Source organism: Agrococcus sp. BE272, assembly GCF_031457935.1.
Classification (GTDB): domain Bacteria; phylum Actinomycetota; class Actinomycetes; order Actinomycetales; family Microbacteriaceae; genus Agrococcus; species Agrococcus sediminis.
The window spans coordinates 308889-331749 of sequence record NZ_JAVDXL010000001.1 but is presented as its reverse complement, the minus strand read 5'-3'; the positions used below and the strand labels follow the sequence as shown (position 1 = coordinate 331749).

Annotated in this window: 21 protein-coding genes; 4 read left to right on the top strand and 17 right to left on the bottom strand. The window is 70.5% G+C overall.

The window, feature by feature from the left end; translation table 11 throughout:
- Nucleotides 1-11: 11 nt before the first annotated feature.
- Genes J2X49_RS01570 through J2X49_RS01535 form a run of 8 tightly spaced genes read right to left on the bottom strand, consistent with a single transcriptional unit; the run spans nt 12 to nt 12376 of the window.
- Nucleotides 12-3230, bottom strand: coding sequence for a glycosyltransferase (locus J2X49_RS01570; protein ID WP_310121710.1), 3219 nt, complete (start codon nt 3228-3230; stop codon nt 12-14).
- Entirely contained in the window at nt 3227-4678 is a 1452-nt protein-coding gene (locus J2X49_RS01565; RefSeq protein WP_310121708.1) for an FkbM family methyltransferase, read from the bottom strand. Before J2X49_RS01565 ends, J2X49_RS01570 begins: the two co-directional genes overlap by 4 nt.
- Before the next feature lie 50 nt (nt 4679-4728).
- On the bottom strand, nt 4729-6780 hold the full coding sequence (locus J2X49_RS01560) for a DUF6270 domain-containing protein (protein ID WP_310121706.1): 2052 nt from the start codon (nt 6778-6780) through the stop codon (nt 4729-4731).
- A complete protein-coding gene (locus tag J2X49_RS01555; protein ID WP_310121703.1) occupies nt 6777-7520 on the bottom strand; it encodes a hypothetical protein in 744 nt (247 codons plus the stop codon). Before J2X49_RS01555 ends, J2X49_RS01560 begins: the two co-directional genes overlap by 4 nt.
- 49 nt (nt 7521-7569) lie before the next feature.
- Nucleotides 7570-8718, bottom strand: coding sequence for a non-hydrolyzing UDP-N-acetylglucosamine 2-epimerase (gene wecB / locus J2X49_RS01550; RefSeq protein WP_310121700.1), 1149 nt, complete (start codon nt 8716-8718; stop codon nt 7570-7572).
- A 12-nt stretch (nt 8719-8730) separates the two neighbouring features.
- The gene (locus J2X49_RS01545; RefSeq protein ID WP_310121698.1) at nt 8731-9525 is read right to left on the bottom strand and encodes an ABC transporter ATP-binding protein; all 795 of its coding nucleotides are present in this window, start codon (nt 9523-9525) and stop codon (nt 8731-8733) included.
- A 31-nt stretch (nt 9526-9556) separates the two neighbouring features.
- Complete coding sequence (locus J2X49_RS01540; protein WP_310121695.1) at nt 9557-10519, bottom strand: ABC transporter permease; 963 nt, start codon at nt 10517-10519, stop codon at nt 9557-9559.
- 60 nt (nt 10520-10579) lie between these two features.
- Entirely contained in the window at nt 10580-12376 is a 1797-nt protein-coding gene (locus J2X49_RS01535; RefSeq protein ID WP_310121693.1) for a glycosyltransferase, read from the bottom strand.
- 33 nt (nt 12377-12409) lie between these two features.
- On the opposite strand from J2X49_RS01535, the gene galU reads away from it, so the two are divergent.
- Nucleotides 12410-13303 (top strand): UTP--glucose-1-phosphate uridylyltransferase GalU, encoded by an 894-nt coding sequence (gene galU / locus J2X49_RS01530; RefSeq protein WP_310121690.1) that lies wholly within the window; start codon nt 12410-12412, stop codon nt 13301-13303.
- Between the two features lie 74 nt (nt 13304-13377).
- Nucleotides 13378-13716 carry an Lsr2 family protein gene (locus J2X49_RS01525; protein WP_310121687.1) on the top strand — a complete coding sequence of 113 codons (339 nt, stop codon included), beginning with the start codon at nt 13378-13380 and terminating at the stop codon, nt 13714-13716.
- Between the two features lie 118 nt (nt 13717-13834).
- On the opposite strand, the gene J2X49_RS01520 is transcribed toward J2X49_RS01525, so the two are convergent.
- Nucleotides 13835-14530, bottom strand: a complete 696-nt coding sequence (locus J2X49_RS01520; protein ID WP_310121684.1) for an SGNH/GDSL hydrolase family protein — start codon at nt 14528-14530, stop codon at nt 13835-13837.
- Between the two features lie 27 nt (nt 14531-14557).
- The gene (locus J2X49_RS01515; protein WP_310121682.1) at nt 14558-15925 is read right to left on the bottom strand and encodes a maltokinase N-terminal cap-like domain-containing protein; all 1368 of its coding nucleotides are present in this window, start codon (nt 15923-15925) and stop codon (nt 14558-14560) included.
- Between the two features lie 122 nt (nt 15926-16047).
- Between J2X49_RS01515 and J2X49_RS01510 the strand changes: the two genes are divergently transcribed.
- On the top strand, nt 16048-16212 hold the full coding sequence (locus J2X49_RS01510) for a hypothetical protein (RefSeq protein ID WP_310121679.1): 165 nt from the start codon (nt 16048-16050) through the stop codon (nt 16210-16212).
- Between the two features lie 86 nt (nt 16213-16298).
- Nucleotides 16299-16433, top strand: coding sequence for a hypothetical protein (locus tag J2X49_RS01505; protein ID WP_310121675.1), 135 nt, complete (start codon nt 16299-16301; stop codon nt 16431-16433).
- Nucleotides 16434-16537: 104 nt separating this feature from the next.
- On the opposite strand, the gene J2X49_RS01500 is transcribed toward J2X49_RS01505, so the two are convergent.
- The 7 genes from J2X49_RS01500 to J2X49_RS01470 all read right to left on the bottom strand — a co-directional run bounded on the left by J2X49_RS01500 (nt 16538) and on the right by J2X49_RS01470 (nt 22753).
- A complete protein-coding gene (locus tag J2X49_RS01500) occupies nt 16538-17503 on the bottom strand; it encodes a DUF4349 domain-containing protein (RefSeq protein WP_310121673.1) in 966 nt (321 codons plus the stop codon).
- Between the two features lie 279 nt (nt 17504-17782).
- Nucleotides 17783-18757, bottom strand: a complete 975-nt coding sequence (locus J2X49_RS01495; RefSeq protein ID WP_310121671.1) for a TetR/AcrR family transcriptional regulator — start codon at nt 18755-18757, stop codon at nt 17783-17785.
- A gap of 37 nt (nt 18758-18794) precedes the next feature.
- Nucleotides 18795-19622 carry an aldo/keto reductase gene (locus J2X49_RS01490; protein WP_310121669.1) on the bottom strand — a complete coding sequence of 276 codons (828 nt, stop codon included), beginning with the start codon at nt 19620-19622 and terminating at the stop codon, nt 18795-18797.
- A gap of 134 nt (nt 19623-19756) precedes the next feature.
- A complete protein-coding gene (locus tag J2X49_RS01485; RefSeq protein WP_310121667.1) occupies nt 19757-20959 on the bottom strand; it encodes an MFS transporter in 1203 nt (400 codons plus the stop codon).
- Between the two features lie 75 nt (nt 20960-21034).
- The gene (locus tag J2X49_RS01480; protein WP_310121665.1) at nt 21035-21559 is read right to left on the bottom strand and encodes a hypothetical protein; all 525 of its coding nucleotides are present in this window, start codon (nt 21557-21559) and stop codon (nt 21035-21037) included.
- Between the two features lie 44 nt (nt 21560-21603).
- The gene (locus J2X49_RS01475; RefSeq protein ID WP_310121663.1) at nt 21604-22158 is read right to left on the bottom strand and encodes a hypothetical protein; all 555 of its coding nucleotides are present in this window, start codon (nt 22156-22158) and stop codon (nt 21604-21606) included.
- Entirely contained in the window at nt 22145-22753 is a 609-nt protein-coding gene (locus J2X49_RS01470; protein ID WP_310121661.1) for a hypothetical protein, read from the bottom strand. Before J2X49_RS01470 ends, J2X49_RS01475 begins: the two co-directional genes overlap by 14 nt.
- Nucleotides 22754-22861: the final 108 nt, after the last annotated feature.

Genomic DNA, 22861 nt, shown 5'->3' with positions numbered 1-22861 from the left:
CAGTCGGCTCCTCACTCCCGCGCGATGATCGCCATCTCCTTCGCGAGCAACTCGTCCGCGCGCAGTTGCATGGTGACGCGCTCCACCGCGCCCCGCGAGAGCCGTAGGAAGCGCTCGGGGTCGTCGGCGAGCGCGCCCAGCGCCGAGGCTAGAGCTCCGGGATCCTCAGGCGGGACGAGCAGGCCCGATCGCTCGTCGACGAACTCCGGCACAGCGGCGACGTCCGACGCGACCGGGACGAGTCCCGACGCCATCGCCTCGCCTCGCGACACGCCTTGCGTATCCATGCGGCTCGGGGTCAGGAAGACGCCATGCAGCGCATGCTGCTCGACAATCTCCTCTCGGGTGAGGAAGCGCCGGTGGATCGCGACGTTCTCCAGGTCGGCTATGGGCGCGGTGACTTCCTCGAACAGCGGCCCGTCCCCGAAGAAGGAGAATCGGAACCGATCGAAGTCCGCCCTGGTCCGGCGAAGCTCGAGCACCGCGGCGACAGCGAGGTCGTTCGCGTAGACGTTCGAGGAGTACGGCCGGATAGAGAGGACCCGGAAGCGATCCTCCGGCGCCTTCTGCGTGGCGCGGAAGACCTCAATGTCGATCGGGTTGTGAACGACGGAGAAGTGCTCGTCCGGCAGACGGGCACCGACGTCCTCGAACGCCTGCTCGGCGAGGAAGCGCGAGACGAAGACGAAGTGCCAACCCTGTGGAGGCCGCTCGAAGAGCTCTTTCCACATGGCGGTCCGCGCCTCGGACCTCGCTGTAGCGGCGTCGATCTCGGCGTCGCTCGAGAACTGGAAGGCGCGGCGGTACCAGGGCTGGATCTCGAAGCCATGCACCCAGACCGTCACTGAGCGCAGCCCCCGTGCGCCCTGCAGCGCGGCCAGGATCGGTCGATCGAGGAAGTGCACGAGAGCGCGTCCGACTCGACCAGTGCGCAGCGTGCTGCCGAGGACGCGGGAGGAGCTGGAGACAACGTCGACGTCCCTGAATTCACGGTAGGACGGGCTCGCCACGCCGTCGTCGACCAGCGCTACCTCCACGTCGAGGCCACGCTCGGCATATGCACCGACACGCGAGGCCACGAATGCGTTGCGGTAGAGCCGCTCGTAGGACGGATAGATGTTGGTCACGACGAGCGTTTCCGACCGTAGCAGCACAGGCTGCGCCGCGGGCGTCCGAGCGACTCGGGAGAAGTGCTCGAGCCGGCTGCTCCCCGCGCCAGCCACGCGGAGGCCCATACGCACGCGCTGCGTGCCATCCGGCACGACGAACTCGACGTTCCGGGAGTTGGGCAGGATGGTATTTCCGATGCGCTCGCCCGCTGCGTCAAGGTAGAGGAAGACAAGCATGACGTCGAGGCCGGGGCTGATCGTGAAGTGCCCAATGCGTCCGGGGCCGTCGGGCAGCACTTCGGGCGGCTGCGTCGACCGCGAATAGAGGTAGCGGTGCTCGCCGACCGGGATGTCGGCGGAAACTTCGATCGGTGAACCCTCCTCGCGCGTGATCGTCACACCCGCGGCGTCGTGCAGTCCATCGAGTAGCAGTTCTAGGTCGACGCCTGCATCGTCGTCGGCCGCCTCCAAATCGGGGTCGAGCCCGTCCGCGAAGGCGCGCAGGGCTTCTAGCGACAGTCCTTGGTCGACCGAGAGCGAGGTCGCGGGCTCCACCGCTTCCGGCGGTGCCAGAGCGCCCCCTTCGCAATACTCGAGGGTTCCCACGGAAAAGCCGGTCATCTCCGCAGGCAGCGAGGCAAGACCCTCGAGCTCCACCAGGCCACGGTGGAAAGCGATGCGGTGGCGGAGCGTCCAGGCAGTGCCAGCGTCCCGTCGTTCCGGTCGGCCCTCCACTGCCGCCCAGCGCTCGCCGTGTCCGACCGCCCGCACGTCCGCCCATCGCAGGGCAGTGACCAGGTCGTGGAGGTAATCCGGCCCGTACCAGTCGTCGGCCGACCATCCACCGGCATGGGTTGCGCCCAAGCCCGCCGCGACGAGCCGCGCGTGCTCTGCGTCGCGCGCGCGATGGATCCTCGGGTCGCTCGCCGGTGCCGCCGACGCCCCGTCGCCCCAGACGACCATGCACCAGCGCGTGAGCGTCTGGGCGGCTGCCGAATCCGCGATCGTGCGCATCGACCCCGCGTCCGCCACGTCGACGAGGATCGCTGGCATTATCGACGAGGCTGGCCCCAACGGCAGGCCGCACTTCTCGACGATGTACTCGAGCCGCTCGGCGTACGTATGATCCCGCAAGACCTTGCGTAGCCCCTGCTCACGGAGCCGACGGAGACCGTCGGGCTCGGACTGGAGAGCCCGCATTCGTCTGTCGACTTCGCTCGCGGACCCGGCTGTGATGACAAGGTCCCCGAACAGCAGTCGGAGCCCTCGTGCGAAGTTGCTCACGACCGCGGTGTTCGACGCCAGGAGCTCGAACACGCGCCTGGCGAACATCGATTGGCTGTGCTGCACCGAGTTGAGGTTGAGGTTCGATGTATACCCCTTGTATGCGACGTGGATGTCGCCTGGCTCGAGGCTGCCGACTATGCGGTCGCGGTAGCGCGCGGGGAAGGCGTAGTCGGGGTTGTCACCTGCGAGGTTGCGGTCGAAGATGTCGAATGGCCCGCGGGTATCGAGCAGGGCCGCGAGGTCGTCGAAGGCCCGGTTCCGCTCGGGGTACTTCACGTAGTATGCGCCGGCGAAGGCACACCCCTCAACGCGATCGAACAGCTCAGCGGGATTGTGGAGCGCTGGCTGGGCCGCGAAGGGCAGGTAGTGGACGCGGTCGTGGCCGAGCCGGGCCTTGTAGCGGGGCACGCAGTCGACATCGGTCGTGAAGACGAGGTCGAACCGGCTCGCGAGATTGAGGAATGTCCCGAAGTGGACAGGGTCCTCCTTGTTCCAGAACGCGGTCGGGATTCCTCGCTGCTTGCACCACTCCAGGATCGCGAGGATCTCGGGTCCGCACTGATGCACAGCGTTCCACCAAGTCGCGCGGAAACCGCGCCAGGCCGACTCGACGAGTAGCAGATCAGGCTGCGTGGCGCTGAGCTCAACCTCCCAGTCTCGCATCGTCAGGGGCATGAACTCCGCCTCAGGCTCGAAGCTGCCATAAGAGAAGTCATCCAGGATGCACGCGATAGTGAGACCGCCAGCTCGGCCGCTGCGTCCGCGGCTCCGGACCGGCGGCACGCGGAGGCGTCGTTGCTGCAGATGATCGGGGACGATGCTGCCGGTGGTCAATCGAGCTCCTCGTTCGTGGCGGCGGGGCCGGTGGGGCCGGTCGTGCTCGACGGCCCGCGCAGGGCCGCGGCGAGCTCGGAGGGGAGCGCGAGGGCGCGGCGCGGCGACGCGCCGGCCCGACGCAGTGCCGCGCCGACTCGCACCGCGCGGCTGCTGCGCAGGGCCGCCAGCTGCGCGAGCGTGCGGTCAAGTTCAGACCGGAGCCGCTCGGCCTCAGCCGCCGCTCCTCGCGCGTTCCGCTCCGCGATCTCGCTGCGCGTCTGTTCGGCCGTAAGCCGCCGCTCGACAGCGCGGCGGATCGACTGCTCGCGGCGGACGCGCACGGCGGATTCGCGCTCAGCGGCTCGGAGCTGCCTAGCGCTCAGCAGGAGACTTCTCTCGCGAGCCGCCGCGTCCGCTACCACGCTCTCGAGCTTCTTGGCACGCTCGGCGAGCGTCGCGTGCTTCTCGATCGCGGGTTGCGCCGCGAGCAGCTGTGCCTCGAGCTCACGCTCTCGCTCTTGGGCCCGCCGAATCCAGCCGCGAATGACGGCAAGGTCGCTGTCGATAGTCGTCGAGCGCCGTCCACTGCGAACGATCGCGTGCTCGAGTCTCTCTTGCGCCGCTACGAGCGCGGCCGACCTGATGCGCTCCTCGCTCAGCGAGTGCTCGAGCTCCGCCGCGCGCGCGGTCACATCACGATACTTCGCGTTCGCCTTCCGCAACTGCTCGCGCGACGACTGAACACCGACCTCAGCGGCGTACAGGCGTCTTGCCATGGCGAGGATCGGGGCTACGTCGGGGCGATCTGCATGGTCGACCAGAGGCACGAAGAGGTGGGTCGGGGAGACGTTGAAGGTGGCTGCGTAGGCGTACCCGTGCTGATCGAGCCATAGGGCTGCAGCCTCGAAGTGATCGGCGTCGAGCAACTCGATATAGATGATGGGTCGATCTTGCGCGAGCAGCAGCTCTGCACCGCGGAGCGCCTCCAGTTCCATTCCCTCGACATCGATCTTGATCGCGGAGACAGGTCCGGGGTAGGCCTGCTGATCGAGCGTCAGCACGGCGACGCGCTGACCGCCGTCCTCGACCGCATCGTTCGTCTCGGTCACCATGTGCTGGGTGCCGAGGTTGGAGGGATCGGGCGTCATGAGCAGGCCGGCGCCGGATGACGCGCCGATCGCAACCGCACGGACGTCGATGCGGTCGTCGAACCCGTTGAGCGAGGCCGACTCGCGCAGCGCGTTCGCGAGGTGAAAGTCGGGCTCGAACGCGACGACTGCACGGCCGGTTGCGGCGAGATAGCAGGAGTGTCCGCCGATGTTCGCTCCGACGTCGAGGATCAGCGCGCGATCGTCGGTGCGCGCCACCATGTCCTCGAGGAGCGCGCGCTCGTAGACCTTGCCGGCCGCGAGCGTGCGCTGGATGTAGTCGTCGCTTGCGTCGGGCAGCACCATCTCGAAGCTCACGTCGCCAGCCGACACCCTGCCCACGAGAGGATCTTCCTGCAGACGATCAGTCACTGGGTGTCCTCCTCGAGGCGAGCCAGCTGCTGCAGCTGGGAGACATAGAGCCCGTCGACGTAGTGGAAAGGGCTTCGCCCCCACCGATGCTCGGCCGCTGCGACCAGCAACGACCGGTCGTAGGTGAGAAATCGTTCGATGCCGATCTCCTCAGCGGCTCGGTAGAAGCGATCGAGCAGTTCATTGTTCCGATCCGCTGTGCTGGCGTCGACTACCCGCTCGCCCTGGTCGTCGTACTCGCTCCAGTAAACGCGATTCACGATAATGCGCGAAGGATCGACCAGTGACAGCAGGTGCTGCAGGCCCAGCCGGAAGCCGGCGACGTGCGCGGGCGATCCGCTCTGGACGAGCTGGTGGGTCGGTGCGGGCGGCATGCAACGGAGGAGCTCCGGCGACTGGGTGACGAGGCTGCCACCGAGCATTCGGACGTCGAGCCGCTCGTCGATGAAGTCCAGCAGCACCGGTCCCTTCTCATGCGCCCTCAGCTGCTCCGCGAGGAGCTTGCGAAGGTCCGTCTCGACCATGCGTCGTTGGAAGGCAGACGGGTTCGCGGCCAGATCGACGCCGCGCACGTCCTGAGGCACAGGCGCGAAAGCGGAGGCGAGCGTCGAACGCGTGACATAGGCCGCGAGAGCTGGGGCGTCCTCGAACTCGAACGCGTCGCGGCTCACACAGGAGCCATAGACGAAGCAGCCGCTGCCAAGGCCACGGTCCTCATCGGAAGCGTGGAGGTGGGGGCCGGGTTCCGCATCTCGCGCGGGCGCACGACGGCTCGCCGCGGCCAGCAGCTCCTGCGAAGCGAGCCGCAGCCGCCCGGACTCCTCCACCGGGCCGAGCTGGCGGGCGAGGTGGAGAAGCGCCAGTCCGGCACGGGCCGCAGCAGAGGGTCCGAGCGTGATGGAGGTGGAGGTGAGCGCATCGGCATCCTGCAGTGCAGCTTCAATCAGGCGTGCGGCCTCCGGGATGTCATCGCTGCTCGCTCGCCGCAGCTCACGCAACCGGAGAAGCGCGTGCGCGACACCATCGCTCCGCGCGGCCAGCTCGTCGTCGGGGCGTAGCCGCTCGACCGTCGGTAGAGTGAAGGGCTCGACTTCCCGCTGGAGCGCCCTCGCGCCCAGCAGCATGCTGCGGACTGACGCGAGCACGGCGTCCGGCGCGATGCTCGGGTCGCTGGCGAGCAGGCCGAGCACCCGCTCGATGATTGGGCGCGGTAGCGGCGCATGACCGTCTCCCCAGTGGGAAACCGCCACAGAGAGCCGCGGGTCGACTGACACGGTGACGGATGCGACTAGCGAGTCCGCGTCGAGGTCGCTGCCGACCGCGCGCACGATTGGCAGGAGGTGGGATGCGACGTGCCAGTCGCTCTCCTCCTGGAAGCACATCGCCCGTCCCCGGTAGCCTTCCCAGGCGTCCGCTCTTGTGAGATCTGTCGAGGGCATGCCTGCGAAGGTCGTCCGCTCGTGATCGGCGACTGCGCGGAAAGCCCTTACCGCCGGTGCCGAGTAGGCGTCGATGCTGGTCTGAGGGTTCCAGACGAATGCGACTGACCCGTCGATGTCGCGCGCAATCCGCAGGGCCGCGTAGCCGCCGCCCGATCCGCCCCAGGCAACGATCCTCGGCGCTCGCGAGATCCGGCCGACGTGCTGGATGACCTCGAGGGCGAGCGAGTGCACATCGAGGCCGCGAGAGCCGATATGCCAGCCGAGCCTGATCGCGGCGTCGCGGTCGAGGATCGGGTCGGATGGGATAACGAGGGTTGCCGGCAGGCCGCCCGAGATCGGGATCCCGCTGATCTTAGGCACGTCATCAGGCTTCCGCGGAGTCGCGCCGTGGAAGTGCGCAAGCAGCGGAGCCCCATCCCGGATCCTGACGTAGAACTCGTAGTGGTACTCCGGAGCCGCGGGGAACGGAAACGCGTGGACGCCGTCCTCGAGGCGGTTCGAGCGCAGGAAGTGCGCGAGATCCTGCCAGCGGTGCTGCACGCCGAACACCGATGGGCGATGCCGACGCGCGGCAGGGTGCGCCGGCAGTGCTCCGATGTCGCTCACACCAGCCGACCGAGGATCAGCTCCTTGGCGGCCTGCACGCCGAGCGGTCCGTGTCCGAGGACCTGGTCCACAAGCCGGAGCTCATGGAGCGTGCCGTCGTCGCGAGGCGCACCCGCGCACACCCACTCGAAGAACTCAAGCTGCTCGCGATAGCCGCTGTCGCGGACGTTGCTGATGATCACGAACGACGGCACCTGACTTGCGTGCTCGAAGCGCGCCCTGATTCCGACCTGCTCAGGGTGCAGCAGCCGGTGCTGCTCTAGCTCGCGACCGAGGATGTGGGTCTCTACCGCAGTCCGAGCGCTCTGGAGCCACTTGCCGAAGTCAAGCTGCGGCACTTCGGCGATCGCGACAGCGCCGGGGAGGCATGCAGCAAGAGCCAAGGCGCCGAAGCCGCCGAGCGACGAGCCGTAGATCACGACACGGCGTGCGCCCAGGCGCACGATCAGGCGCTCGATCGCCACGGCCATCGCCGCGATGACGTCGTGGTCACGATGCATATACCAAGCACCGCGCAGCTCCTGCGCGATTCCCATGGACGGGTCGGCGACGGCGAGCACGTGGGCCTGGGGAAAGTGCGACTCCCACTGCCAGCGCGCGAACGACGGGTGCCGGTGGGCGACATTCCCTGCCGCGACGGCGCTCGGCATGAAGATCAGCAGGGAGTCGGACGACTCTCGCTCAAAGAGCTTTACGTGCAGGGGCAGTCCGTCGACGCCAATGTCGATCGTTGAGTCCATGGGTGGCTGTCCTGTGGTTGGTGGAGGCTGACGGCGCGGCGGCGCCGTCTCAGACGGAGAAGTCGGGGAGACGCTCGCCGACACCGAGCAGAGCGGCAATGGCGGCGACCGACCGAGCCGCCGCGCGGCCGTCGCCATAGGGATTCACAGCGGTCGCCATGGCCTTGTACGCCTTCTTGTCGGTGAGAAGGTGGTGCGCCTCGAATTCGATCCGCTCGCGGTCGGTGCCGACGAGCCGTACCGTGCCGGCGTCGACGGCCTCGGGGCGTTCAGTGTTCTCGCGCATCACCAGCACAGGCTTCCCAAGGCTCGGCGCCTCCTCCTGCACCCCGCCCGAGTCGGTGAGCACGATGGTCGACGCCGCCATCACCTTGGTGAAGTCGGCATAGCCGAGCGGCTCGGTGACGATGACGTTGTCGAGCGCCTCGAGCTCGGGGAGCACCGACTCGCGGACCGCCGGGTTGCGATGGATCGGCAGCACGATCGTGTGGTCGGTGTGGTGCTTGGCGATCCACGCAAGGGCTTTGCCGATGGCCTTCATCGAGCCGCCAAGGTTCTCGCGGCGGTGGGTGGTAGCGAGGATGAGTGGGCGGCCGCTCGCGATCGCTGCGGCGACGCGCTCGTCAGTCGGCGCGATGTCCCAGGAAGACGCCTCAAGCAGCGAGTCGATCACGGTGTTGCCGGTGACGACGATGCTGCTCGGATCGATGGACTCGTGGCGCAGGTTGTCGCGCGAGCCTGCGGTCGGCGCGAGGTGCAGCTTGGCGACCTGGCCGATGAGTTTGCGATTCGCCTCCTCGGGGAATGGGGAGTCGATGTCGCCAGTGCGTAGGCCCGCCTCGAGATGCACGACCGTCACCTGGCGGTTGAAGGCCGCGATCGCGGCCGCCATCGCGGTCGACGTGTCGCCCTGCACGATGACGACGTCGGGCTCCTCCTGCACAATCAGCTCGTCGAGACCGGCGATGGCGCGGGCCACGATCGAGTTCAGCGGCTGGCCCGTCTTCATCAGGTCGAGGTCGTGCTTGGGCTCGATGCCGAACATCGCGTTGACCTGATCGAGCATCTCGCGGTGCTGAGCCGTGACCACCGGTATCGACTCGAAGCGATCGTCCCGCTGTAGAGCCTCAATGACCGGCGCGACCTTGATGGCCTCGGGCCTCGTGCCGTAGACGGTCATGACCTTGAACTTGCGCATACGTGACTCCGCTCAGTGAAGGCTGGTGAGACTCGGGGGATGTGATGCCGTCGCGCTCAGCAGCGCGTTCTTCGCTGCGTCGTCCTTGCCTAGGGCGATGCTGTGCGCGTAGTAGCGATACATCGTGGCGACCTCGTCGGCGGGGCCGTCGGCGATCAGCGTGCCGGCGTCGAGCCAGATGGCTCGCGTGCACATGTCCTCGATCGTCTTTGCCGCGTGGCTGACCAAGAAGACCGTGCCCGCCCTGGTTATGAGCCCGTGCATGGCCTCCTTTGCGCGCTCGGAGAAGGATGCGTCTCCGGTTGAGAGCGCCTCGTCGATCATGAGGATCTCGGGGTCGGCAGCGACCGAGATCGCGAACCGCAGGCGCGCACCCATCCCGGAGGAGTAGGTGTTCATGGGCTGCCGGATGGCGTCGCCGAGGCCGGCGAGCTGCTCGATGCGCTCCTTCGCGAAGTACGCGTCGTCGGGCGTCATGCCCATCGCCAGCGTGCCCAGCCAGATGTTCTCCTCGCCGGAGAGCTCAGGCACCAGTGCGGCGCTGACACCGAGCAACTGCGGTTGCGCTGAGGCGACGACCGTGCCTGAGGTCGCGGGCTGCAGACCGGCGAGCACGCGAAGCAGCGAGCTCTTCCCAGAGCCGTTGAGGCCCACGATCCCGACCATCTCGCCTTCGCGCGCCGCCATCGTGATTCCCCGCAGCACCGGTCCGGTCACGGACTTGCTCGCGCCGCGCTTCCACCACGCGGCTCGCTTCGAGCGCTGCACGGAGTAGCGGAGGCGCACGTTCTCCGCCGCGATCGTCACCCGCGGATCGCCGCTCAGTCGCCAGCCCTGATCACTCGCGTCCATAGCGCTCCTCGCTCGCCCAGAAGAATGCGAAGCCGACGACCAGAGCCCCGACCGCCCACGCGCAGAGGATGATCCACTGTTCGGTGGGGGGCACTGCGCCCGCGATGAGCGCTGCCCGGTACATGTCGAGCACCACGTAGATGGGATTCGCCTGGATGATCGCCAGGAAGGTCGGGTGGTCGACGAAGCGCTCGATCGGGAAGATCACCGCCGATGCGTAGAGGAGCACGCGGCTCGCGAACGACATCGCCTGTGCCAGATCGGGCAGCACGGAGCCGAGCCAGCCGAAGAAGAGGGTCAGGCCGAGGTTGAGCACCGTGTGCAACACGAGCACCACGGGGAAGAGCGACCAGGCGGCAGTCGGCGCCTCGTGAGGCGGCACCGCCATGATCACGACAAACATGACACCGATGGCAGGCATGGAGGTCATCAGCTCTCGGACGACGTCGCTCACGGCTAGCGACGCTCGCGGGAACGCGAACGCCCTGATCATCGACTTCGAGTTCCTGATCAGCGACGCCCCGTTGGAGATGGCACGCGACGTGAGCTGAAACATGAAGACGCCGATGATGACGAAGGCGACGTAGTTCTGCATGTCGCGCGAGATCTGCAGGAGCAGTCCGAACACGACGCCGTAGAAGACCGCATCCAGCATCGGGCGGATGATGTGCCAGAGGATTCCAAGTCGCTCGTTGGAGTACCGCGTGATGGCCTGCCCGCGCGCTCCCGCCCAGATGAAGTGCCGGCGGTCCCAGAGCTCGGTGAAGTATTCCTGCAGAGGCGGACGGCTGCCGACGCGACGCAGGTGGGTGAGGTCGCCGTACTCCTGCTGCAACTGCCGCCGAAGTTCCGGGCTGAGGACGCTGGCCCCGGCTTGGCGGGTCGACCACGCCCGTCGCCATTGCGTCCGGAGTCCTCTGGACTCAGGTCGCTGCGACGTGGAGGTCATTCGCGTTCCTGAGCAATCTGAGTCGGGGGCATTGGAGCAACACGCATTACGCGCATCCGGTCAATGTTCCCACATCGACGCTTCCGCGCCGATATCGGCGAACACACGGCGGTACGTGGAGCCAGCAGACGCCCAGGTGCGCTCGGCGGCGCGGGCCAGACCGAGCGCGACGAAGCGAGCTACAGCCGTCGGATCGGAGATCAGGAGCTCGATGGCGTCAGCGAGCGCGGGCGCATCACCAGCTGGCACCGCCGCGCCAGCGTGCTCGAGCTCGGCGCCGATCGTCTCGAGCAGGGGAGGCAATGCGCTCACGATGAGTGGGCGACCGCTCGCCATAGCCTCGACCGGCTTGAGCGGCGACACGGTGCGCGTGACGTCGCGATCGTGCCGCGGAACCACGATGAGGTCGAGCGCGTCCCGATGGGCGTCCACGACATCGCGCGCGACTCGGCCGGTGAAGACCGCCACTTCCGCCAAGCCAGCAGCAGCGGCCTGCGCCTCGAGCGCTCGTCGCGCCGTGCCCTCGCCGATGAGCAGCACCCGCACGTCATAGCCCCGCGACCTCGCGATCCTCGTGGCCTCCAGCAGCACGTCGAAGCCCTCGTAGTCGACCAAGGAGGATGCGGAGCCCACCCAGAAGCCCTCGCGCGGCAAGCCGAGAGCCTCACGCGCCTCCTCAGCGGGTGGCGGGGTGCGGTCCAAGAGTGCGGCATCGATGCCGTTCGGCACCAGGTGCACGCGCTCCCGAGGGACAGCACGAGCCGCCAGGTCGTCCCGCATGCTGGCTGAGAGCGTGAACACCGCATCTGCTGCGGCGGCGAGCTCGGCCTCGCGCTCGCGGGTCAAGCGGAACCGCTCGCTCGCCAGCGCCCGCTGCCGAGCCTCCTCGCTGCCGAGCCCCGCGACCCAGGTCTGCTCGAGCATGCCCCGCACCTCGTACGCCCAGGGCACGTCGAGCGCCAGCGCGACCTCGCGGACGACGATCGCATTCGGGTAGTGCGTCGTGGTCTGCAGTGCCGCCGGCCGCACCCGCCCGGCCAACGAGAGCAGCGCATCCGCCTGCTGCGCGAGCCGTCCATCAGGAGTCGCGGCGAGATGGCGCGGCAGTGCGCGGTGGTACTCGATGCCGTCGACCACGTCGAGCGCCGCGGCGCCGATCCCGCCCACGACCACCGGGTAGCCGACGCGCGTCATCGCGGTCGGCGCGAGGCCCGCCTCGCGCTGCGCCATCAGCACCGCGTGCGACCGGACGGTGTAGCCGGACTGCGTATGGGGGAGGGAGTTCGTCAGGAGGTGGAGGATGCCCGACCGCGGCTCTCCGATGCGGACGTCGTCGCGCGGGCTCCAACGCAGCCGCGTCCCGGGCGTCATGAGCGCGAGCTCGGCACGCAGGACGCGATGGAGCCGCGTCCGCGGGGCGCCGTCGGCGAGGAGAGCGATCGCCTTAGAAGCCTCGCCCAGCTGCCAAGCGGCGCGCGCACGGGCGACCGGGTGGACTGCCGGATCGTCGGCGATCAGCTCCGGACGCCCCGATGCGTGCGCGATCTCGGCTGCCAGGCGGCCGAGCGAGCCTCTCGCCGAGAGCTCGTCGAGCATCGCTCGTGTGGCGGTGAGGTCGCCCGAGAGCCAAGTTCGGGCGAGCTCGCGCTCCGGGCCCCCCGCGGCACGAGCGAGCGACAGCAGGGCGGTGCGAGCGCGAGGGAAGCGCCGTGCGACCTGCACCCCGAAGGTGAGCGGGTCCTCCAGCAGTGAGCGTGACGCAGTGGTGCTCGCCATCGCGACGTTGTGCGCCAGGCGCGAGGCTCGACGGGCTCGACCCTCTCCATGCATCCCGTCACGCGCGCCGACCTCAGACATGACGGCAATTCTTCCACCCACTAGCCTGACCCCATGCCGCATTCCGTCACCAAGGTCGTGATTCCTGCTGCGGGCCTCGGCACGCGATTCCTCCCGGCGACCAAGGCGCTCCCGAAGGAGATGCTCCCGGTCGTCGACAAGCCAGCCATCCAGTACGTGGTCGAAGAGGCGGTGCGTGCCGGATTGCCCGATGTGCTGTTCGTGACCGGGCGGAACAAGAATGCGCTCGAGAACCATTTCGATCGCGCGACGGAACTTGAGGCCATCCTCATGAAGAAGGGCGATGAGGATCGCCTTTCGCGCGTCGCCGAGTCCACCGATCTGGCGAATGTGCATTATGTGCGGCAGGGCGACCCGAAGGGGCTCGGGCATGCTGTCCTCCGATCGAAGGCCCACGTGGGGGACAATTCGTTCGCCGTGCTGCTGGGCGATGACATCATCGACGGCCGCGACCACCTGCTCGAGCGCATGCTCGAGGTGCACGACGTGCGCGACACCTGCGTCGTGGCGCTCATGGAGGTCGACCCATCGCAGGCGCACCTCTACGGCATCGCGACGGTCGAGGCGACCGATGAGGACGACGTCGTGCGCGTCCGCGGCCTCGTCGAGAAGCCCGAGAGCGGTTCTGCGCCCTCGAATCTGGCGATCGTCGGGCGCTACGTGCTGAAGCCCGAGATCTACCCCGTGCTCGAGCAGACGCAGCCCGGCCGCGGCGGCGAGATCCAGCTGACAGATGCGCTGCTGACGATGGCCGAGGAAGACTCCGACGGCGGCGTGCACGGCGTCATCTTCCGCGGCCGCCGGTACGACACGGGCGACCGGCTCGACTACATCAAGGCGAATGTCGAGATGGCGACGGAGCGGGAGGACATCGGCCCCGGCCTGCGTTCCTGGCTCAAGGAATTCGCCGCTTCTCTCGACGACTGAGCCTTTCCTCATGTACCCCTATTCTTCGCCCACTGGGAATAGGTTCACAGGGTTGAATGCGCTACCTTTTGCGCATGGCAAAGAAGACCTTGGTCCAGCTCGTCGATGACTTCACGGGTGACGCGATCGACGACGGCGCAGGCCGCACCGTGCGCTTCGCATTCGATGGAGCCGAGTACGAGATCGATCTCAACAATGCGCACATCGAGGAGTTCGAGAACGACCTCGAGCGCTACATCCGCGCTTCGCGTCGCGTCTCGGGCCGTCGCAAGACGTCGAACGCGGCACCCAGCCGCCGCGGCGGCAGCAGCGAGACCGCAGACATCCGCGAGTGGGCGGAGTCGCAGGGGCTGAAGGTCGCGACGCGCGGTCGCATCCCGGCGGACATCGTGGAGCGGTACCGGAATCGGTGATGCTATGAGTGCCTGAGAAGGGCCGCCCGGTGGGCGGCCCTTCTTGGTGGTCTCGTGACGCGTGCCGGGCTGCGCCCGGCGCGCTCCTCGACCAAGCGGGGGGCGGGAGCAGTAGGGCTCACCTCAGGAGCTCGTCGATGCGGGCCGCGATGAGCGCGAGGCCCTCCTCGTCCGGATGGAGGTCGTCCGGCGCGATGAGGTCGGGACGGCCGGCGAAGAGGTCGCCGAGGTCGAGGTACTCGGCGCCAGCGGCCGTCGCCTCGCGCTCCACGAGGCGGCGCAGCTCCACGAGCGACTGCGGCGTGGGGGAGTCGTCCCAGAGCGGCGAGGTGACCACGAGGCGGGCGTCCGGCAGCTGCTGCCGCAGCTCGCGGTAGAAGGCGACCACCGCGGGCTCGAGGTGCTGCCGCGCCAGGTCGTTGCGCCCGCCCGACACGATGACGACGTCGGGATCGTGCGCCGCCGCATCCGCCAGCATCCCGATGTAGGCGGTGCAGCCGGCCGGCGGGCACAGGCCGTCGGCGCGGCCCGTCGCGTAGCCGGTGCCGGGGATCGCCAGGTTGACCACGCGCCAGCCGCGGCGCTCGCCGAGGATCGCGGGGAAGCCGCTGCCATCGAGCGACGTGCCGGTGCCGACGGTGTAGGAGTCGCCGATGAAGACGGCGACCGGGGCGTCGGGCGGGAGGGAGGCGTCGGGCATGCGGCTCGTCTGCGGGTCGGGGGACGCGGTGGGGCGCGGCCAGAGGGCGATGGCCAGCAGGAGGGCGAGGGCGGCGATCGCGGTGAGGGCGATGAGCCGAGTGCGGCGCTGCATGGTCTCGATACGGCGGCCTGCGGCCGCCTACTCGACCAGCGGGGGAGGAGTGACCAGCGGGGGAGGAGTGACCAGCGCGCGCACGGCCTCCTGCGGGACCGGCAGCCAGGTGGGGCGGTTGCGCACCTCGTAGACGACCTCGTAGAGCGCCTTGTCGAGCAGGAGGGCGCGCAGCACCGGGTCGTCGGGGTCGACCGGGCCCGCCTCATCGGCGTACCCGGCCAGGAACTCCGACTGCCGCTGGAAGACCCAGTCGCCGGCCGCCGCGCCGTCGGCATCCGGCAGCTCCTGCAGCGCCGAGCCCGCGGCGTAGTCGAACGAGCGCAGCATGCCGACCACGTCGCGCAGCGTCGGCTCGCGCACCGAGCGCTCGTGCATCGGGCGCAGCGGCTCTCCCTCGAAGTCGAGCAGCAGCCAGCCGCCGTCGGCGCCGCGCAGCACCTGCCCGAGGTGCAGGTCGCCGTGGATCTGCTGCAGCTCGCCGATCGAGGTGATCTCGCGCAGCCGCGCCGCCGCCGCGTCGAGGCCCTCGTCGAGTCCGGCGAGCGCGCCGGCGGCCTGCTCGCGCGCCCACGCGAGCCGCTGCTCGAGGCCCGTGACGAACCGCAGGGTGTCGGACTCCGTCGCCGCTGCCGTGCCGAGCGCATCCGCCAGGTCGTGGTGCACCGTCGCCACCGCGGCGCCGAGCGCTCGCGCGTCGGGCAGGTCGCGCTCCTCGCCGCGCAGTGTCCCGAGGGCGTGCTGGCGGAACAGCTCCCACGCGTCGTCGGCGCCCGCGACGAACTGCGAGACGGCCAGCAGGTGGCCGGTGACGAACGCGTCGCCGGCCGGCCAGGTGCCCGCGAGCGATGCGAGCAGGTGCGGCACGCGGCGGCAGCCGGCGCGGGTGAGCGCGCCCGTCACCACGACGTCGGGGTTGTCGCCGGGGGAGACGACGCGGAACACCTTCGCGATCCAGGTGCCGTCGCCGCCGATGATGGAGGTGTTCGACTGCTCGCCGGCGATGACGCGGATGTCGCCGGCCGGTGCGGGCACGGAGGTCGCGTCGCCCGAGAGGCCGTCGACCTCGCGCGCGCCGGCGGCCACGTCGAGGATCGCCTGCACCGCCCGCGGGTCGGCGCAGGCGTCGACGAGCCAGCGGCCGTCGAGCTGCGCGATCGGCGAGGCGCCCGGCTCGTCGCGCCAGGCGACCGGCACCTGCAGCAGCGTCTCGCCGGCGCGCAGCAGCAGGATGGCGGCGCCGGCCTCGGCGAGGTCGTAGCGCTGCTCGAGGGAGACGTCGAGCTGCTGGCCCTTTAACGGGTACCAGCGGGTCGTGGGCATCCACGCGGCGATCGCGTCGACGACCGCGGGGGCGTCGAAGCTCGGAGCGTCGGGCAGGGTGGTCGCGCTCATGCGGGCCATCATGCCGCGCGCACTTGGACGTGGGCTGGCCGTGCGCGGCGGATCCGGCTCGATCGGGACCGCCGACGAGCCGCCCGGAGTGCGTCGGATGTACCCCACTTGGGGTACACTCGTTGTCCATCAGCGAACTACTCGAACCCAGCACCACCTACAGCGACGCGCAGATCGATGAGATCCTCGCCGACCTGAACGCCAACGTCCGTGGGCTCCAGAGCCTGCACGTCTGGGCCTCCCAGCGGGACTTGGACATCGCCCGCCTGACGGCCGGAGCGACCTGACCTACATCCGCCTAGCCGGGCGCGACGAGCACGGTCATCCGATCGTGCTCATGCTGCTCGACCACGTCTGGGAGAGGCCATCTGAGATGCCCGAGCACCTCGACTGGACGTTCTACGTCACGATCGGCGCGGTTGCGCTCTTCCCGGCGCTCGTGGGGCTGCTCGTCTACGTGCTGCGGCGCGTGATCATCCGGCGGCATCCGGAGATCGACGAGGGGTAGCGAGGGCTCTCGTCTCGTGTCGTCTCGATACGGCCCTTCGGGCCTACTCGACGAGCGGGAGGGAGCGGGGGTTGCGGCGCTGCTCGACCAGCGGGGGAGCTGGGCTACTCGACGACCGGTGCCTTGGGTGCGGGGTTCGCGACCGCTGACGCCGGCGCGGCCGCCGGTGTCGGCAGGCGGCGCAGCAGCCGGCGGATGACGAGCCAGGCGACGAGCGCCAGGATCGCGAGCACGACGAGGGTCGGGATCGACTGGCCGAGCGCGTACAGCGCCGTCGCGCCCCAGGCGAGGAACGCGCTCCAGCCGGCCGCGAGGCCGTCCCAGAAGCTCGGCGTGCCCGTCGGCCCCTCGACCGTCGTCGAGCTGATGCGCACCTCGATCGTCGACATCGCCACCTGATCCTCGAGCGCCCGCTGCTCCGACAGCAGCTGCTCGAGCTCGCTCGTGCGCTGCGTCAGCTGCGCCTCGACCTCGAGCAGCGTCTCGGTGTCGGCCGCCGTCGCCAGCAGGTCGGTGAGGCGGTCGACGGATGCGCGGGACGCCTCCACCCGCACCTCGAGGTCGCGCACCTGATTCGTCACGACCTGCTCGCCGAGGTCCACGCTCGTCACCTCGCCGAGCCCGCGCAGCGCCGTGAGCAGATCCTCGACCTGCGCCGCCGGCACGCGGACGGTGAGCATCGCCCACGCCGGCTGGAAGTCGGTCGACGCGCCCTCGGCCCGCCGGTCGATCGAGCCGCCACGGGCCTCGGCGGCGTCGGCCACCGCATCCGCCATCGTGATCGGGTCGCCGACCCGCATGCTCATGGTGCCCGAGATGATGACGGCGCGATCCTCGTCGGGGGCCTCCTCGGGCTGGCCGCCGCCGCTCGCGCCCTGATCGCCGCCGGACTCCTCGGAGCCGGGCTGCGGGGCGAGGTCGGGCTGCTCGGCCCAGTCGGGCGCGCTGCCGTCGGTGACGGGGGCGCCGGGCTCGCCCGCGGACTGCTGACTGCCGAGGGCGCCGCAGCCGGTGAGGAGCACGCTGCCGGCGATGACGATGCCGGCCATCGAGAGGAGTCTGCGGGTCATGCTCTCACTGTGCGCCTGTTCGGCGGAAAGCACAGCCCAACCTTTTTGGGGAGTGGGGCGTCTCGGGCGTGGTTTCGACTCGCGGCCTGCGGGCGCGGCTCGGCCGGCGGGGCGAGGAGTGGGGAGCGTCGGGGGGTCTCGTCTCGATACGGCCCTGCGGGCCTACTCGACGAGCGGGACGGTGGGCGATCGTCTCGATACGGCCCTGCGGGCCTACTCGACGAGCGGGGTGGGGCGAGCGGGGTGGGGCGAGCGGGGTGGGGCGAGCGGGGAGGCGGCCTACTTGCGGGCCTTCGCCTCCGCCTTCGCGGCGCGCAGGTCGGCCTTCGCGGCCGCCCTCGCCGCGGCGGCCTCGGCCTTGGCCTCCTCCGCCCGCAGCCGCTCGACGGACTTCAGCAGCGCATCCGCAGCCTTCGACTCCGCCTGCCGCAGCTCGGCGCGCGCCTTCTCGACCGCCCGCGCCGTCTCGCGCACCTGCTTGTCCTGCAGCACGGCCGTGGGCAGGCGCTCGAACGGCCGATCCTCCTCGGTGCGCTCGAGCCAGCGCTCGATGCCGTCGAACAGTCGCGACAGGCCGAAGCCGAAGCCGCGCTCCGCGTCGGTCTCGCGGGCCTCGAACACGCCTTCGCGCACGGCCGGCGCCAGCAGCGGGAACCGCTCGTCGGTCACGAGCTGCGGCAGCGCCTGCCGCACCGCCTCGTCGACGCCCGCGTTGCTCGACGCCCGCGAGTAGAGCGCGATGTAGCCGAGCAGCAGCAGCAGCGTCGGCAGCTTCATGCGGTCGGGCGCCGGCACGCCCTCGAGCGCGGCGAGGCCGGCCTCGATGATCGCGAGCCGGTTGGGCGTGGTCGGGGTCGAGCTGGGCGGCAGGTCGGCGAGCCAGGGGTGCGCGTCGTAGGTCGCGCGCACGAACATCGCCCACTCCCGCAGCCGCTCCCGCCACGTGCTGCCGGTGCCGGGCACCGTCACCTCGCTCGCGGTGTCGTACATGAGCAGCAGGAGGTCGTCCTTGCCGGTGACGTACCGGTAGAGCGACATCGGCGCCACGCCCACCGCGGCCGCGACGCGGCCCATGCTCACCGCATCCAGCCCGTCGGTGTCGGCGATCTCGATCGCGGCCTCGACGATGCGCTCGGTCGTGAGCTCGCGCTTCGGCCCCCGGTGCGGGAGCGCGGCGACGCCCCACGTCACGGCGTGGGCGTGCGGGAGGTGCGGGGTGTCGTCGGGGGTGGGCGCGGGGTCGGTCTGGGTCACGTGGCTCGTCGCTGTCGGTGTCGGTCGTCGGTGTCGGTCAGTTGCGGTCGTCGGGATGCGTGCCGGTGCGCTCGCCGGTCTCGAGCGCCGCGATCGCGGCCATGTCGTCGTCGCCGAGGCGGAACCCGTCGACGTCGAGGTTCTCGCGCAGCCGGTGCGGATGCGTCGACTTGGGGATGAGGGCGCCACCGAGCTGCAGGTGCCACCGGATGATCGCCTGCGCGGGGCTCACGCCGTGCGCGGCGGCGATCCGCTGGATCGTCGGGTCGTGCAGCACCCGCGAGCGGCCGAGCGGGCTCCACGCCTGCGTGATGATGCCGTGATGGCGGTGGAACGCGCGCAGCTCGTGCTGCGGCAGCCACGGGTGCGACTCGACCTGGTTGATCGCGGGCGTCACGCCGGTCTCGTCGATGAGGCGGCGCAGATGCTCGTGCGTGAAGTTGCTGACGCCGATCGTGCGCACCCGGCCCTCGTCGCGCAGCTCGACGAGCGTGCGCCACACGTCGACGTAGCGATCGCGGGCCGGCCGGGGCCAGTGGATCATGTAGACGTCGATCGGCGTCCCGAGGGCTCGTTCGCTCTGGGCGAACGCCTCGCGCACCGCCGCGGGCTCCTGCGACGCCTCGCCCCAGAACTTGCTCGTCACGGTGAGGGCGTCCCGCGCGACGCCCTGCTGCTCGGCCCGCCGCAGCGCCTCGCCGAGCTCGCGCTCGTTGCCGTAGAACTCGGCGCCGTCGACGAGCCGGTAGCCGGCATCGAGCCCGGCGGCGACGACCTGGGCGGTCTGCTCGGCGGGCACCTTGTAGAGGCCGAAGCCGAGCGCCGGCAGCGCGAGGCCGTCGAGCATGGGCAGGTCGGCGGGCATGGCCTCGATTGTGTCAGGCCGCCCCGCCCGCCGGGGTGGCGGGCTCGTGACCGGCCCGCCCGGCGGCGCGACGCATCCGTGACCGGCCCTCTCGGGCCCGCGACGCATCCGTCTTCGGTGCCCGCGAGGCCGCCTCAGCGCGGCAGCTCGACCGGCGCCGTGTCGGGCGGATCGCCGATGCCGTGCCGCAGGTCGGGCTGGTGGCGGCGGAAGACGGCCGCGAGCAGCGCCGCGAGCGCCACCATCACGACCGCAACCCACACCGCGCCGACGCCGCCGACCGCGTCGATCGCGATGCCCGCGACCGCGGAACCCACCGCGGCGCCGAGCAGCTGGCCCGTGCCGATCCAGGCATAGGCCTCGGGGGTGTCGGCGAACTTCACCGTGCCGGCGATGATCGCCGAGAATGCGGCGAGCGCGGGCGCCGTGCCGAGGCCGGCGATGAAGAGGGCCGCCGACAGGCCGACCACCTCGGTCATCGGCAGCGCGAGCGCCATGCCGGCGAGCACGATCGTCAGCCGGATCGCCACCGACCACGGGCCGATGCCGCGGCTGCCGACCGCGAAGCCGCCGATGAGCGACCCGATCGCCGAGACCGCGAGCACGAGCCCCGCCTCGAGCGCGCCCTCGCCGAACGTGGCGATGACGCCCGCCTCGACCGCCGAGAATCCGCCGATGAACATGGCCGACACCGCCACCGCGAGCAGCACCGGGGGCTTCCGCAGCACGCGGCCGAGCTTGCGCGAGGTGGGCGGGATGCGCAGCCGGCGCACCTCGGGCGAGACGATGAACAGCGCCGCGCCGCCCGCCTGGATGGCGATCGTGACGAGCATCGTGGGCCCCGTGCCGAGCGCCGACACGAGCAGCGTCAGCAGCACCGGCCCGAACACCCAGATGATCTCCTGCAGCGCCGCGTCGAAAGAGAATAGCGGCGACAGCAGCCGCTGCGGCACCATGCGCGGGTAGAGCGTGCGCACCGTCGGCACGATCGGCGGCATGGCGGCGCCCGCGACGAGCCCCGCGGCCACGTCTGCCCACAGCGGCAGGCTGAGCGACGCGATCGACGAGAGCGCCGACACCGACACGACCGTCGTGACGACGAGCACCGTCACCGTGCCGAAGCGGCTCATCAGCCGCGAGACGAACGGTCCGGCCGCCGCCATGCCCACCGAGAAGGCGGCGAGCACGAGGCCGGCTGCTGTGTAGGAGCCGTGCTGGTGCTCCATGTGCATGAGGATGCCGAGCGAGTACATGCCCGCCGGCAGCCGCGCGATGAGCTGCGCGAGGATGATGCGCGCGAGCCCCGGGACCCTCAGCACCTCGCCGTATGCACGCACCAGGCAAGCCTAGGACTCGGGTCGGGCGGTGGGCGGCAGCATGCGAACGCTCCGCAGCATGACGCGGGGAGCGGGTCAGTCGCCCCACCGGACGGAGGTGGCGACCATCATGAGCTCGGAGGCGCGGTGCCCGAGCGCCATGGCGCCGTCAGGCATGAAGAGCCCGCTCGTCGCGAGGTGCGGCTGGCTGTTCGGGCCGGTCGTCCACTCGCCCTCGGCGTCGAGGTAGACCGGCATGCCTTCCGCCTCCACCGCCGCTGCGATCGCCGCCATCGCCTCGGCGGAGCGGGGCAGGATCGCGACCGATCCGCGCGTGCCGCCGTCGAGGATGAACGTGTCCGCGCAGAGCGCGTCGACCTCGTCGAGCACATCGACACCCACCCATCCGGCGAACGGATCGCGCGGGGCCCGTTCAGCGGGATGGATGCCGAAGAGGTCGTCGAGGTCGCAGGACGGCAGCCCGTGCATGTGGGCCGGCTCGGCCAGCGTCAGGAGCGGCACGAGCGGGGAGGAGCCGTCGACCGCGTCTCCTGCGGCCGACGCCGAGCAACCCGCGAGTGCGATGACCGGCACCGCGAGCACCGCCCACGACCGGTGCATGCCGGCATCGTACGCCCGTCGCGACCCGGTGTCACGGGGCCGGTTCAGCGCAGGACGGCGACCGCCTCCATGAACCACAGCGGTCCGGCCCAACCAGGCTCGAGCGTGGCCACCAGCTCCGGCCCCGGTCGCGACAGCAGCACCGTCGAGGTGAAGTCCGGCGCGTGCGCCGTCCACCCTCCGCCGGTGCCGAGGCGATCCTCCACGACCTGCAGCCCGACCGCGGCGCCTCGCACCTGGTCGGGGACGGCATCCCCTGTCAGCACGAGCAGCGTGTACGCCGCCGAGCCGTCGTCGAGCGTCGTGGCGCAGAGCACCTGGGCGCCGCCGAGCGGCAGCGGCAGCGGATGGTCGACGTCGCGGGCGCGCATCGCCTCGCCTGTCGCCGCGGGATCGCCGGTGAGCAGCCGCGAGTGCGCGTCGACCATCGCGGATGGGCAGCGGTCGGCGTCGAGCGTGCTCGTGGCGGTCGGCTCGTCGGTCGGCAGCGGCGGCGGCAGCGGCACGCAGCCCGCGAGGGCGAGGAGGGCGGACGCGACGACGCCGCTCGCGAGCGCGGCGCGGCCGGCGCGCAGCGCGGCCGCGTCACTGCGTGGCAACGGTGCCCTCGAGCAGGTAGCGATCCTCGGTCGACTCGATGCCGCCCTCGGTGAGCACGTCGGCGCCGGGCCGGTGCAGCACGTAGCGGGTCGCGGCGTCCTCGCTGACGAGGATGAGCGCCGCATCGCCCTCGGCGGGCTCCTCCTCGAAGCCCCGCTCGCCGGCGACCCCGGCGACGGTCTCGGGCACCGTGCCCGGGCCCTCGAGCACGCTGAGCGTGTGCGTCGCGGCGCCGGTCGGATCGGTGAGGGCGACCGAGCAGACGACGACGACCTCGCCGGTCGGCAGGTCGCCGGGTCCGTTCGGCACGGGCTCCAGGTCGGCGGCGGTCAGCGAGGGGTCGTCGCCGAGCCGCAGCCACGCGTCGATGAGGCTGTCGGGGCAGCGGTCGTAGGCGGTCGAGCCCTCGCCCTCGGTGCCGGGGTCGGATGCGGTCGCGGGCGGCGCGGAGTCGGGTGCCGGTGCCGCGGTTGTCGGGTCGTCGGCGCCGGGCGCCGTCGTCGCGTAGTTGGGGGGCGGCACGTTGCCGGAGCATGCGCTGAGGGCGAGCGCCGCGGCTGCCGCGACCGCGGCGAGGAGCGGGATGCGCGGCATGGCGGCTCCTCTGCTCGGCGGCGGTGGTCCTTTGGGGGAACGGTACGCCAGAGCGGGGGTGGAGTCACGGGGTGCCGCCCAGGGGGTGGTCTCGACTCGGTCGCTGCG

Coding starts and splice junctions, on each gene's coding strand:
- J2X49_RS01555 (WP_310121703.1), bottom strand. CDS start 7,520: ATGGACTCAACGATCGACATTGGCGTCGACGGACTGCCCCTGCACGTA.
- wecB (WP_310121700.1), bottom strand. CDS start 8,718: ATGCGCAAGTTCAAGGTCATGACCGTCTACGGCACGAGGCCCGAGGCC.
- J2X49_RS01540 (WP_310121695.1), bottom strand. CDS start 10,519: ATGACCTCCACGTCGCAGCGACCTGAGTCCAGAGGACTCCGGACGCAA.
- J2X49_RS01535 (WP_310121693.1), bottom strand. CDS start 12,376: ATGTCTGAGGTCGGCGCGCGTGACGGGATGCATGGAGAGGGTCGAGCC.
- galU (WP_310121690.1), top strand. CDS start 12,410: ATGCCGCATTCCGTCACCAAGGTCGTGATTCCTGCTGCGGGCCTCGGC.
- J2X49_RS01525 (WP_310121687.1), top strand. CDS start 13,378: ATGGCAAAGAAGACCTTGGTCCAGCTCGTCGATGACTTCACGGGTGAC.
- J2X49_RS01520 (WP_310121684.1), bottom strand. CDS start 14,530: ATGCAGCGCCGCACTCGGCTCATCGCCCTCACCGCGATCGCCGCCCTC.
- J2X49_RS01515 (WP_310121682.1), bottom strand. CDS start 15,925: ATGAGCGCGACCACCCTGCCCGACGCTCCGAGCTTCGACGCCCCCGCG.
- J2X49_RS01505 (WP_310121675.1), top strand. CDS start 16,299: ATGCCCGAGCACCTCGACTGGACGTTCTACGTCACGATCGGCGCGGTT.
- J2X49_RS01500 (WP_310121673.1), bottom strand. CDS start 17,503: ATGACCCGCAGACTCCTCTCGATGGCCGGCATCGTCATCGCCGGCAGC.
- J2X49_RS01490 (WP_310121669.1), bottom strand. CDS start 19,622: ATGCCCGCCGACCTGCCCATGCTCGACGGCCTCGCGCTGCCGGCGCTC.
- J2X49_RS01480 (WP_310121665.1), bottom strand. CDS start 21,559: ATGCACCGGTCGTGGGCGGTGCTCGCGGTGCCGGTCATCGCACTCGCG.
- J2X49_RS01470 (WP_310121661.1), bottom strand. CDS start 22,753: ATGCCGCGCATCCCGCTCCTCGCCGCGGTCGCGGCAGCCGCGGCGCTC.